Annotated in this window: 9 protein-coding genes; all 9 read left to right on the top strand. The window is 35.2% G+C overall.

Annotated elements, in window-relative coordinates:
- Nucleotides 1-1,101 (top strand): glycosylase, encoded by a 1,101-nt coding sequence (locus tag ACFSSE_RS06430; protein WP_379042684.1) that lies wholly within the window; start codon nt 1-3, stop codon nt 1,099-1,101.
- A 3-nt stretch (nt 1,102-1,104) separates the two neighbouring features.
- Nucleotides 1,105-3,513, top strand: a complete 2,409-nt coding sequence (locus ACFSSE_RS06425) for a glycoside hydrolase family 2 TIM barrel-domain containing protein (RefSeq protein ID WP_379042681.1) — start codon at nt 1,105-1,107, stop codon at nt 3,511-3,513.
- Nucleotides 3,510-6,782: a glycoside hydrolase family 2 TIM barrel-domain containing protein gene (locus ACFSSE_RS06420; protein ID WP_379042678.1), complete on the top strand. Its 3,273-nt coding sequence runs from the start codon at nt 3,510-3,512 to the stop codon at nt 6,780-6,782. Before ACFSSE_RS06425 ends, ACFSSE_RS06420 begins: the two co-directional genes overlap by 4 nt.
- Before the next feature lie 5 nt (nt 6,783-6,787).
- Nucleotides 6,788-7,936: an ABC transporter substrate-binding protein gene (locus ACFSSE_RS06415; protein ID WP_379042675.1), complete on the top strand. Its 1,149-nt coding sequence runs from the start codon at nt 6,788-6,790 to the stop codon at nt 7,934-7,936.
- Nucleotides 7,933-9,069, top strand: a complete 1,137-nt coding sequence (locus ACFSSE_RS06410; protein WP_379042672.1) for a CaiB/BaiF CoA transferase family protein — start codon at nt 7,933-7,935, stop codon at nt 9,067-9,069. Before ACFSSE_RS06415 ends, ACFSSE_RS06410 begins: the two co-directional genes overlap by 4 nt.
- Nucleotides 9,070-10,209 (top strand): CaiB/BaiF CoA transferase family protein, encoded by a 1,140-nt coding sequence (locus ACFSSE_RS06405; RefSeq protein WP_379042669.1) that lies wholly within the window; start codon nt 9,070-9,072, stop codon nt 10,207-10,209.
- Entirely contained in the window at nt 10,209-11,432 is a 1,224-nt protein-coding gene (locus tag ACFSSE_RS06400) for an extracellular solute-binding protein (RefSeq protein WP_379042666.1), read from the top strand. Before ACFSSE_RS06405 ends, ACFSSE_RS06400 begins: the two co-directional genes overlap by 1 nt.
- A 2-nt stretch (nt 11,433-11,434) precedes the next feature.
- A complete protein-coding gene (locus tag ACFSSE_RS06395; protein ID WP_379042663.1) occupies nt 11,435-12,502 on the top strand; it encodes a Gfo/Idh/MocA family oxidoreductase in 1,068 nt (355 codons plus the stop codon).
- Nucleotides 12,503-12,574: 72 nt separating this feature from the next.
- The gene (locus tag ACFSSE_RS06390; protein ID WP_379042660.1) at nt 12,575-13,039 is read left to right on the top strand and encodes a MaoC/PaaZ C-terminal domain-containing protein; all 465 of its coding nucleotides are present in this window, start codon (nt 12,575-12,577) and stop codon (nt 13,037-13,039) included.
- The last annotated feature ends 22 nt before the right edge of the window (nt 13,040-13,061 follow it).

Here is a 13,061-nt window from a genome sequence, read left to right as displayed (position 1 = left end):
ATGAGGTATTTAATCATCATCTTATTTGTATTTAGTTTTTTGAGTTTACAAGCTCAAACAGCTATTTCTGATGCGGAGATGCAAAAGATATATGAGGAAGTGAAAACGCCTTATAAATATGGTTTGGTTATGGTTCCTCAGAGTAATGATCAGAAAATGGATTGCCCTACCATTTTTAGAAAAAATGGTAGATGGTACATGAGTTATTTGATTTATGATGGGAGAGGGTATGAAACTTGGTTAGCTAGTAGTGATGATTTATTAAACTGGAAACAAGAAGGTAAAGAACTTTCTTTTTCTGATGAAGATGTTTGGGACGCTAATCAGAAAGCAGGATATCATGCTTTGGTGGATTATAAATGGGGCGGTAAATACAAGCTAAATAAATATAATGGCAATTATTGGATGTCTTATTTTGGAGGTAAAGAGAAAGGTTATGAAGTTGAGCCTTTATCAATTGGGATGGCTTTTACCAAACAAAATCCTGCTATCGCTCATGAATGGCAAAGGTTAGAAATGCCGGTTTTATCTTCTTCAGACGACAATGTAAGGTGGTGGGAAAACAGAAATAAGTTATTCAAAAGCTCGGTGATTGCAGATAAAAATCGTTTAACTGGACATCGATTTGTGATGTATTATAATGCTGTAGGTGATTCTTTGAAGAATAATAAGAAAACACGCTGGTACGAGCGTATTGGAATGGCAGTTTCTGATGATATGAATAATTGGGAACGTTACAAAGTAGATCCTGTAATGCATCACCCAGTCGGGATTACAGGTGATGCGGTTATTCAGAGAATAGATGATAAATATGTGATGTTTTATTTTGGTGCATTTTGGCAGGATAGAAATGGAGCTTTTAATCGTTTTGCAGTTTCTAAAGATTTAGTGAATTGGACCGATTGGCAAGGAGAAAATTTAATAGAATCATCAAAAGATTATGATGCGCTTTATGCACATAAATCTTATGTTTTAAAATATAAAGGAGTTGTTTATCATTTTTATTGTGCGGTTAATGAAAATGACCAGCGTGGAATTGCAGTGGCAACTTCAAAAGATTTAGGGAAAAGTGAAGTTAACTTTTTACCATTTACAAAATAGCTTATGATATTGAAAAGAATATATCTGTTTTTAACTTTTATGCTTGCATTTTCTGCTGCTTTCTCTCAAAGAGTGAGCAAAGATTTTAATGCAAATTGGAAATTCTATTTAGGAGATGATTCTACTTTAAGATATGCCATTAAAGATTCTTCAAAACTAGAAAAAGTACAATTACCACACGATTGGAGTGTAAAAGGGGCTTTTAGCGAAAAGCATTCTACTACCAGTCAACAAGGGGCTTTACCAGCTGGTTTAGGCTGGTATGTTAAAACTTTTAACGTTGCTTATACAGATAAAAATAAAAAGATTTACATCGAGTTTGATGGAATTTATAGAAATGCAACTGTTTACTTAAACGGTAAAAAAATAGGTTTCCGTCCTTATGGTTATAGCTCTTATCGTTACGATTTAACTCAAAACATCGTTTTTGGAAAAGCTCATTACATCGCTGTAAAGGTCGATAATTCTGAACAACCAAGCTCCAGATGGTACACCGGATCAGGTATTTATAGAAACGTAAGATTAATTACCACCAATCCAATTGCTGTGGCACATTGGGGAACATTTGTGAGCACTCCAAAAGTTGATGAAAAATTGGCAAATGTTAACTTGGAGGTATCTATTCAAAATTCACAATCAACTCTACAAAGTGTTAAAGTTATTTCTACCATTTTAGATGCAAAAGGTAAAACGATAAGCAAAGCGTCCTCAAATCTTAATTTAAAAGATTCTCTAAATAGCGTAAACCAAAATTTTGTAGTTAAAAATCCGAAGCTATGGAGTCCAGAAAATCCTTACCTATATCAGGTTAAAACCCAAATACTTGTAGGGAAAAATCAAGTTGATGAGTATATCACACCACTAGGAATAAGAACTTTCTATTTTGATACTGCAAAAGGTTTTTTCTTCAATGGTAAAGCGATGAAGATTTTAGGCGTTTGTATGCACCACGATTTAGGCGCAATTGGGGCCGTAGTTAATGAAAGTGCTATCCGTCGTCAATTAAAAATTTTAAAAGATATGGGCACAAACGCCATCCGTGTGAGCCATAATCCACCTTCGGCAGAGTTTTTGAATCTATGCGATGAAATGGGCTTTTTAGTGATGGATGAGTCTTTTGACATGTGGCGAAAACGAAAAAACAAATTCGATTATCATTTAGAATTTGAGGAATGGCATGAGCGTGATACCAGAGATATGGTGCTAAGAGACCGTAACCATCCATCTGTTTTTATGTGGAGTGTAGGAAACGAAATTAGAGAGCAATTTGACCAATCGGGAACAAAAATTATTAAAGAATTGGTAGATATCGTAAAAAAATACGATCCCACTCGTGAAGTAACTACTGCCATGACGGAGTTAGAACCCAAAAAGAATTTTATCACTAAAGCAGATGCTATAAACGTTTTAGGTTTCAACTATAAGCATAAATTATATGCAACATTAAGAGATAGTTTTCCAAATAAAACTTTCTTGGCTACAGAAACAGCATCGGCATTAGCTACAAGAGGAGTTTATATACAGCCGCAAGATACCGTACAACTTTGGCCTGCAAACTCCAGAAATAAATACATGGAAAATTTAAATGGCGATTGGACGGTTTCTGCTTACGATAATGTAGCTGCTTATTGGGGAACATCGCATGAAGAAAGCTGGTTAGCTGTAAAAAATAAACCTTACATGGCCGGACTATTTGTTTGGTCGGGATTTGATTATTTGGGAGAGCCGCATCCATTTAATTACCCTGCAAGAAGTTCTTATTATGGAATTATTGATTTGGCAGGTATACCAAAAGATGTTTACTACATGTACCAAAGTGAGTGGACCAATAAACCGGTTCTACATTTACTACCGCATTGGAATTGGAAAGAAGGTCAAAAAGTAGAAGTTTGGGCTTACTACAATCAAGCAGACGAGGTTGAACTTTATCTAAACGGCATTTCTCAAGGCATTAGAAGAAAAACCGAAAATGAGGCTCATGTCAGCTGGTCGGTAATTTACAAAGCTGGTAGCATCAAAGCGGTTTCTCGCACAAACGGAAAGGTTGTTTTAACCGAAGAAATTAAAACTGCAAAAGCGGCAGTCCAAATTACACTTAAAGCAGATAAAGAAACTATTAGAGCAGATGGTAAAGAAATCTCTTTTATTACGGTCTCTGTGGCAGATGAAGATCGTATTTTAGTTCCTGATGCGATGAATAATATCACTTTTGAGTTAGTTGGCGATGCTGAAATTTCAGCAGTAGATAACGGATTTCAAGCTAATCTACAATCATTTCAGGCTAATCACATCAATTTATTTAATGGCAAAGCAGTCATCATGATTAAAGGCGATGAGGCTGGTGAAGTTATTTTGAAAGCATGCTCGCCGGGCTTAAATTCTACAACTTTAAAACTGAATTTAACTAAATGAAATCCATAAAACATATAATTCTTTTCTTGTTTTTAAGCGTTTCGGCTTTTGCTCAAACTGTGGATGGTTTACCTGCCGCTGTACCAATAGTGCCGGGTATTTACAACACACAACCTTGGGAAGTGCCTCAGGTTACAGAAATAAATAGAGATAAAGCAAGAGCGACTAGTTATTCTTTTACATCTATAGAAGATGCCATAAAAGGCGATAGAACAAAATCTAGAATGATGCTTTTAAATGGTGATTGGGATTTTAAATTTGCCTCAAAACCAGCCGATGCTCCTCAAGATTTTTATCTACAAAAAGTTAAAGTATGGGATAAAATTGAAGTTCCATCTAATTGGGAATTAAAAGGTTATGATATACCTATTTATAAAAGTGCTGTTTATCCATTTCGTCCGGTAAATCCTCCTTTTGTACCTCAAGATTATAATGGAGTAGGTTCTTATCAAAGAAGTTTTACGCTACCATCAAACTGGAAAGACATGAATATTACGCTTCATTTTGGAGGAGTAAGCTCAGCCTTTAGGGTTTGGTTAAACGGTAAATTTTTAGGTTATGGCGAGGATTCTTGCCTGCCTTCAGAGTTTAATGCAACCGCTTATTTAAAAAATGGAGAAAATATAGTTTCGGTACAAGTAATACGCTGGAGCGATGGCGCTTATTTAGAAGACCAAGATCATTGGCGAATGAGTGGAATCCAGCGAGAAGTGATGCTTTTAGCTGAGCCCAAAATTCGTATTGCCGATTTTCATTATCAAACTAAATTAGATAAAGATTATAAAGATGCGATATTTAGTTTGCGTCCAAGATTAGACAATTACTCCGGCAAATTTATTCCAGAAGGATATGAATTAAAAGCCCAATTGTATGATAACGAAAATCAACCTGTTTTTCAAAAACCTTTACAAAGAAGTGCAGAATCTATTGTAAATGAGATTTATCCTCGATTAGATAATGTGAAATTTGGATTATTAGAAACTGAAGTTAAAAATCCAAAGAAGTGGAGTGATGAAACGCCAAATTTATATACACTAGTAATTTCTTTAGTTGATGAAAAAGGAAATTTATTAGAAGCTAAAAGTTGTAAAGTAGGTTTTAGAAGTATTGAGTTTTCTAAAGAAAACGGAAAAATGCTCATCAACGGAAAGGTGACTTATATATACGGTGTGAACCGCCACGACCACGACCCTATAAAAGGTAAAGCTTTAAGCAGAGCCGATTTAGAGAAAGATGTTAAAACGCTTAAGCAATTCAATTTCAACTTAATTAGAACAAGTCATTATCCAAACGATCCATATTTCTATGAATTATGTGATAAATACGGTATGATGGTGATGGACGAAGCCAATTATGAAACCCATGGTTTGGGTGGTAAATTGAGTAATGATCCAGCTTGGACTTCTGCCTTTATGGAGCGCACCACTAGAATGGTGTTGCGTGATAAAAATCATCCAAGTGTAGTGATTTGGAGTTTAGGTAACGAAGCTGGAAGAGGCCCAAATAATGCAGCTATGGCTGCATGGATTCATGATTTTGACATTACCCGACCGGTGCACTATGAGCCTGCTATGGGAAGCCCATCTGTGGAAGGATATATTGATCCTTCAGACCCGAAATATCCAAAATCTGTAGATCATGCACATCGTTTACAAAACCCTGTAGACCAATATTATGTAGATATGGTGAGCAGGTTTTATCCTGGAATTTTCACACCAGATTTATTGTTGAATCAACAAAACGGAGATAAACGTCCAATTATTTTTGTAGAATATTCTCATTCTATGGGTAACTCTACCGGAAACATGAAAGAGTTTTGGGATATTTTCCGCTCTAGAGATAGATTGATTGGCGGCTGTATTTGGGATTTTAAAGATCAAGGTTTATTGAAGAAAGACTCAACTGGAAAAGAATTTTACGCCTATGGTGGAGACTTTGGCGATAAACCAAACGATGGTAATTTCTGCATCAACGGAATTGTAGCTTCAGATGGACGTCCAAAGGCAGCCATTTATGAATGTAAACGAGTTTATCAACCCGCAGAAACAAATTGGAAAAATAAAGAAGAAGGAATTTTAGATATTCAGAATAGACATGCTTCAAAAAATTTAATCGATTATGATATTTTCTTAACCTTCTTAGAAAACGGAGTTTTGACTAAAACCGTTCAAATTCCATCATTAAATATTCCTGCTGGCGAGAGAAAAGATATAGATATCAAATCTTTTTATCCTAAAATAAAATTAGGTAACGAGTATTTGTTGAACATCAGCTTTAAGCTAAAAACTGATTTGCCTTGGGCAGCTAAAGGACATGAAATTGCAAGTAATCAATTAGTTATAAGCAACTTTTTTTTAGGCTTGAAAGCAGTAAAGAGTGGAGATTTAACACAATCTAAATGTGAAGATTGTGCTATTTTACATGGTAAAGATTTTAAAATAACATTTAAAAATGGTGCTTTAACATCATATATTAAAAATGGTAAGGAATTAATCAAATCTTCGTTTTTGCCACATTTTACTCGTCCACAAACCGATAACGATCGTAAAGGGTGGAAACCAAATAAAAAGCTAAAACAATGGTATAATGCTAAGCCTACTTTAACAAGTTTCAAAGAAATTAACGCAATTGGCTCAATTTACCAATCAACTTATGAAATTGTTAAGGATAGCGCAAAAGTTATTTTGACTTATACCATTGATAATGAAGGTGGAATTAAAGTAGATTATCAATTAAAAGCAAATTCGGCCTTGCCAAATATTCCAAAAGTTGGTTTACAAGGTGCCATCGCAAACGATTATCAAAACATTACTTTTTATGGTAAAGGACCGCAAGAAAATTACATCGATAGGGCTTTTGGTTTTGACGTAGGCATTTATCACATGGCTTTGAAAGATTTTACCGAGCCTTATGTTTATCCCCAAGAAAATGCAAACCGCACAGACATAAGATGGATGAGCTTTGCAAATCAAAAAGATGGTTTAATGATAATAGCAGATAGCCTTTTAAGTATGAGTGCTTGGCCATATACAGAAGAAGACATCATTAAAGCAAAACATACCAATAGTTTAAAAGATGCTGGTTTTATTACTGTAAATATAGATTTAAAACAAATGGGAGTAGGTGGTAATGATTCGTGGAGTGATGTTTCTGCACCATTACCACAATTCCAAATCAAATCTGGGAATTACCACTACAGTTTTTACTTAAAACCTGTGAATTCAGTAGATGAGAAATCATTAACAAGCTTATACAAAAAATTGAAATAGATAGGATGAAGAGATTAAAAGGGATTACATGGAACCATACCAGAGGTTTATTACCTATGGTAGCTACCGCTCAGCGATTTTCTGAGTTAAATCCTGGTATAGAAATCAGCTGGGAGAAAAGAAGTTTACAAGATTTTGCCGATCACAACATAGAGGATTTGGCTATTCGTTTTGATTTATTGGTTATAGATCATCCATGGACAGGATTTGGAGCTAAAACAAATACCATTTTACCATTGTCAGATTATTTATCTGCTGATTATATTCAAGATCAAAAAGAAAACACAGTAGGCAAATCTTATGAGAGTTATGTTTTTGGCGAGAAGTTATGGGCTTTACCAATAGATGCTGCAACACCTGTAGCTGCTGCAAGGTTAGATATTTTCAAAGCTTTAGGATTAAGTTTACCTCAAACTTTTGATGATTTATTAGACCTTGCAAAAAAAGGTTTGGTGGCTTTTGCCGGAATCCCGATTGATTCTTTAATGAGTTTTTACATGTTTTGCTGCAGTTTGGGCGATGCACCTTTTCAGTCTCAAGAGCGGGTAATATCACAAGAAATTGGTGTAAAAGCATTAAAATATTTTAGAGAATTGGCACAATACATTGCTCCAGAAAATTTTGATAGAAATCCTATTAAAGTTTATGAAGCCATGGTAAACACTAACGATATTGCTTATTGTCCTTTTGCTTACGGCTATTCCAATTACTCTCGCATCGGCTACAGCAAAAACTTACTTCATTTTTATGATCTAGTAAGTCTAAACGGTCAAAACATGACAAGCGCTTTAGGCGGAACAGGTTTGGCCGTTTCAGCATTTTCTAAGCATATTCCAGAGGCAATAAAATATGCAGAGTTTACAGGTTCATCATATGTTCAACAAAATATTTTTGCTGATAACGGCGGACAGCCAGGTCATTTACAAGCTTGGAAAAACGAACGAATTAACAACACCACCCATCAGTATTTTCAAAATACCTTACCTGCTTTGGAGAGAGCTTTTTTACGCCCTCGTTATTTTGGACATATGGATTTTCAAGATCATGCAGGCGATTTTGTTAGAGATTATTTGATGAATGGTGGAGATGAAATTTTGATTTTGAATAAAATGAATGAGTTATATGTTAAATCTTTAAATCTAGAAACAGCATGAAACCTTTAGAAGGATTAGTTGTACTGGAATTTTGCCAGTTTTTGGCAGGACCTTCTGCTGGACTTAAACTAGCAGATTTAGGAGCAAGAGTGATCAAAGTAGAGCGACCAATTAAAGGAGAAGCCTGCAGGCAATTAAGTATTAAAGATCTTTTTGTTGACGAAAGCAGTTTGCTATTTCATACCATCAATAGAAATAAAGAATCATTTGCTGCCGATTTGAAAAACCCTGACGACATTGCTTTAGTAAAAAAATTGATAGTAAAGGCAGATGTCATGACGCATAATTTTCGTCCTGGTGTAATGGAGAAAATCGGTTTAACCTATGAGGATGTTTTAGAAATAAATCCAAAGATAATTTACGGAATAGTTACTGGTTATGGCAGCAGGGGGCCTTGGGCTCGCAAACCTGGTCAAGATTTATTACTTCAATCTTTATCTGGCTTAGCTTGGTTAACAGGCAAAAAAAGTCAGGGTCCAGTACCTTTTGGTTTATCTGTAGCTGATATTATGTGCGGAAACCATTTAGTGCAAGGGATTTTAACGGCTTTATTAAAAAGAGCAAAAACAGGCAAGGGTGTATTAGTAGAAGTGAGTTTACTGGAGTCTGTTTTAGATGTTCAGTTTGAAGCCATCACTTCTTATCTAAATGATGGAGGACAGCTTCAACAAAGAGGTGGTGTTGAGGGCAGTGCACATGCTTTTTTAAGTGCACCTTATGGCGTCTATAAAACTAAAGATGGTTACATTTCTTTAGCCATGGGCGATTTAATGTTTATTGGCGAATTATTAGGTTTAGATTTTAAAAACTACACAGAAAAACATCAATGGTTTGCTCAACGCGATGAAATTAGGACAATTCTAAGCCGAAATCTTAGTGCAAAAAATACCGAAGATTTATTAAAGTTATTGCAAGATAATGGGGTTTGGTGTGGTGAAGTTTTAAATTATCAGGGTTTAGATCAGCAAGATTTTGGGATGCCATTAAAGCAGCAAATCAAACTAGAAAACAACCAAGAACTGACTACCACCAGATGTCCGATTCAAATAGACCGACGAATTTTGACCAGCGATAAGCCAGCTCCAAAAGTTGGAGAACATAACGAAGTATTAGCGCATTTTTTTAATAATTAGATGAAGCCATTAGAAGATTATTTAATAGTAGATTTTAGTCAGTTTCTATCTGGACCTTCGGCTAGTTTAAGGTTGGCAGATATGGGAGCTCGTGTAATTAAAATCGAAAAACCGGGCACTGGGGATATTTGCCGTACACTGTACACTTCAGATTTAATTATGAATGGTGAATCTTCTGTATTTCATACCATCAATAGAAATAAAGAATCTTTTGCGATAGACTTTAAACAACCAGAAGAACTTAAAAAATTAAAAAAGCTTTTGGCTAAAGCAGATGTAGTGATGCATAATTTTAGACCTGGCGTGATGGAACGTATTGGTTTAGGTTATGATGAAGTAAAAGCCATCAATCCTAATGTGGTTTATACTGAGATTTCGGGTTTTGGCTCAAATGGGACTTTAAAAAACTTACCCGGTCAGGATTTATTATTACAATCTTTAACAGCATTAACATGGCTTAGTGGAAATGATGAGGATGGTCCGGTTCCTATGGGTTTATCTATAGTTGATATGCTTGCAGGGACACATATTGCACAAGGTATTTTAGCTGCACTATACAGAAAAGCAATGCATCAAATGGGTGCTTTGGTACAAGTTTCTATGCTAGAATCGGCTTTTGATTTCCAGTTTGAAACGATTACAACATTTTATAATGATGGAGGCGAGTTACCCATAAGAAGCAAATCCAATAACGCAAATGCTTATTTAGGAGCTCCTTACGGAATCTACCAAACCAAGAATGGTTACATAGCATTAGCAATGGGTTCTTTACCTGTTTTAGCTGTACTATTAAACTGTGAGGAATTGACTCAATTTCCTGAGAATAAGTTTTCTTTAAAAGATGAGATAAAGGTTGTTCTAGCGAATCACTTACAAACTCAAGAAACGGCTTATTGGTTAAACATTTTGGAGCCAGCTGATATTTGGTGTTCAGATGTTTTAAATTACCAACAGCTTTTTGAACAAGAAGGCTTTAAAGTTTTAGATTTTGTACAAGAAGTGACGATGGAGGATGGCTATACTTATAGAACTACCCGGTGTCCAATTAAAATAGATGGAGAAATTTTTACTTCTCAAAAAGGTTCTCCTAAATTAGGACAGGATAATGAGGGAATTTTAAAAAAATTCATAGATTGTTAATGGAAAAAGTTAGAATAGCAGTAAGAAAGTTCGGTCCGTTTGAAAAAACCATGCAAAAGCTCTGGGATTTGTTTTGTTTGGAAAATAAAATTGAGGTAGAGGTAGAAATGGTAGCTTTAGAGCTAGAAGATTTGTATAACCAAACGCTTGTCCAAAAAGGAATGCTTAATGGTGATTGGGATATTGCACATTTAAATACCGATTGGATTTTTGATGCCGTAAATGGGAATGCTGTTCAAAATTTAGTGCCATATATTGCACAAAATGCTCCTCAAAATTATCCAGATGGTTGGCATCAATCGCTATTAAATTTACAACGAATAAATGATGGTGTTTATGGTTTACCTTTTCATGATGGGCCAGAATGCTTGATTTATCGTAAAGATTTATTTGAAGATGTAACAGAGAAACAAAATTTTAAAAGACAACATGGCTATGAATTAAATCCACCCAAAACATGGAGAGAGTTTGTAACCATTGCCGAATTTTTTAACCGTCCAAATAAAAATCTTTACGGCTGTGTATTTGCTAATTATCCGGATGGACATAACATGGTTTTTGATTTTTGCTTGCAATTATGGACAAGAGGCGGGCAATTAGTAAATCAAAAAAATCAGATAGATATTCATACACCAGAAGCGGTAGCTGCCTTAGATTTTTATCGTAAAATCACTAGAAACGAAAACACTACACATCCAGGTACAAAATATTTTGGATCTGTAGAAGCCGGAATGGCATTTGCTAAAGGTGAAGCCGCTTTAGCAATCAATTGGTTTGGTTTTGCTTCCATGTGCGAAGTGATTGAAGAATCTAAAGTAAAAGGTAAAGTAGAAATTACCCAATTACCTTTTGACGAAGGGAAATCAACTGCATCATTAAATGTATATTGGTTATACACGATTGCTTCGGGAAGTAAAAATAAAAACTTAGCCTACCAATTTTTAAGATTTGCCACCACACCAGAAGCCGATAAATTACTTACTAAAGAAGGGGGAATTGGTTGCCGTATTTCTACATGGGAAGATGCTGAAATAAATGAAACCATTCCTTATTATCATAAGTTGGCTGCATTACACCAAAATGCTTTAACCTTACCTCAAATAACCAGCTGGGATAAATTTGCCGGTTTAATAGATGATATGGTGCTTCAAGCATTAACCACGCTCATTTCATCCGACGAATTATTAAAAACTACCCAAGCTCAAATCCGAAAAATAAAATAACGATGCAAATTCCTTATCAACCACTTTTACCTGAAACCAAGCAACCAATAATTATTATTGGTGCTAGTGGAATTGTAAAAGATGCGCATTTACCAGCCTATAAAATGGCAGGTTTTGAAGTTTTTGGAATCACCAATAGAACAAGAGCTAAAGCAGAAGATTTTGCACAACAATTTCAAATCCCTCATGTTTTCGATTTCGTTGCCGATGCCGTAAAAAATGCTCCTCATAATGCGGTTTATGATATTACCGTTTTACCCAATCAATACATCGAGATTTTAGAACAACTACCAGATGGTGCAGCTGTATTGATACAGAAACCAATGGGAAATGATTTAGCGCAAGCCAAAGAAATTGTTGCAGTTTGCGAAAGAAAAAATCTAGTAGCTTCTATTAATTTCCAATTGAGGTTTGCTCCTTTTATTGCTGCGGCAAGGTTTATCATCGATCAAAAATTAATTGGTGATATTTATGACATGGAAGTTAAGGTTACAGTTAATACACCTTGGCATTTGTTCCCTTTAATAAAAGAGCATCCAAGATTAGAAATACTTTTTCATAGCGTTCATTATATAGATTGTATTCGTTCATTTATGGGCAATCCTAAATCTGTATTAGCTAAAACATTTAAGCATCCAAATAAAGATTTATCTTCTTCAAGGTCTACAATTTTGATGGATTATCGTGATGATTTAAGGGCTGTAATCAACACCAATCACGATCATTGTTTTGGACCCCGACACGAGGAAAGTTATATCAAATGGGAAGGAACAAAGGGGGCTATTAAAGCTAAAATGGGCTTATTAATGAATTATCCAAACGGTTTGCCAGATATTTTTGAACATGCAACTCCAAACGAGGATGGGCATTATGAGTGGAAACGAATTCAATTAGAAGGTTCTTGGTTTCCCGAAGCATTTGTGGGTACAATGTCTAATTTAATGCGTTTTAAAGAAGGTTCAGACAAAGTATTATACACTAGCGTTCAAGATGTTTTAGGAACCATGCAAGTAGTTGAGGCTTGTTATATTAGTAACGAACAAGGCGGCGTAACATTGAATGAATTATAAATAACTAGGTAAAAGGTTGATAGTGCGAGGCAATTCTTTCCACTTTAAACTTTCCAATTTTAACTTAAAAACATGTATTTTAAATCAATATTTTTTGAAGATTACGAACTAAACAGTAAAAGAATAACCTTAGGAAGAACCATTACAGAAACTGATTTTGTTGTTCATGCTGGGCATACAGGAGATTTCTTTCCTCACCATATGGATGCAGAATGGTGCAAAACGCAGCCGTTTAAACAACGTATTGCACACGGAACCATGGTTTTTAGTATAGGAATTGGCTTAACTGCATCGGAAATAAATCCTGAAGCTTTTTCTAGAGGATATGATAAATTGCGATTTGTAAAGCCAGTGCATATTGGAGATACCATTCATTCAGAAATTACCATATCAGAAAAAGGTGAGCATAAAAAACCAGAAATGGGCATCGTTACAGAGCATGTAGAAATTATTAACCAAAGAGGAGAAGTGGTTTTGGTTTGCGACCATCTGTTACTTGTAAATAAAAATCAGCAATCCAATAAACCAACAACCTAACCATCTAATAACCCAACAAACC

It is taken from the genome of Pedobacter alpinus (genome assembly GCF_042684645.1).
Taxonomy (GTDB): domain Bacteria; phylum Bacteroidota; class Bacteroidia; order Sphingobacteriales; family Sphingobacteriaceae; genus Pseudopedobacter; species Pseudopedobacter alpinus.
Note: the sequence above shows the minus strand (reverse complement) of the source record. Positions and strands in the feature narration are given on the sequence as shown.

Bases quoted from the DNA above. Each gene is read 5' to 3' on its own strand.
- ACFSSE_RS06390 (WP_379042660.1), top strand. From the start codon at position 12,575: ATGTATTTTAAATCAATATTTTTTGAAGATTACGAACTAAACAGTAAA.
- ACFSSE_RS06430 (WP_379042684.1), top strand. From the start codon at position 1: ATGAGGTATTTAATCATCATCTTATTTGTATTTAGTTTTTTGAGTTTA.
- ACFSSE_RS06410 (WP_379042672.1), top strand. From the start codon at position 7,933: ATGAAACCTTTAGAAGGATTAGTTGTACTGGAATTTTGCCAGTTTTTG.
- ACFSSE_RS06395 (WP_379042663.1), top strand. From the start codon at position 11,435: ATGCAAATTCCTTATCAACCACTTTTACCTGAAACCAAGCAACCAATA.
- ACFSSE_RS06400 (WP_379042666.1), top strand. From the start codon at position 10,209: ATGGAAAAAGTTAGAATAGCAGTAAGAAAGTTCGGTCCGTTTGAAAAA.
- ACFSSE_RS06415 (WP_379042675.1), top strand. From the start codon at position 6,788: ATGAAGAGATTAAAAGGGATTACATGGAACCATACCAGAGGTTTATTA.
- ACFSSE_RS06405 (WP_379042669.1), top strand. From the start codon at position 9,070: ATGAAGCCATTAGAAGATTATTTAATAGTAGATTTTAGTCAGTTTCTA.
- ACFSSE_RS06420 (WP_379042678.1), top strand. From the start codon at position 3,510: ATGAAATCCATAAAACATATAATTCTTTTCTTGTTTTTAAGCGTTTCG.
- ACFSSE_RS06425 (WP_379042681.1), top strand. From the start codon at position 1,105: ATGATATTGAAAAGAATATATCTGTTTTTAACTTTTATGCTTGCATTT.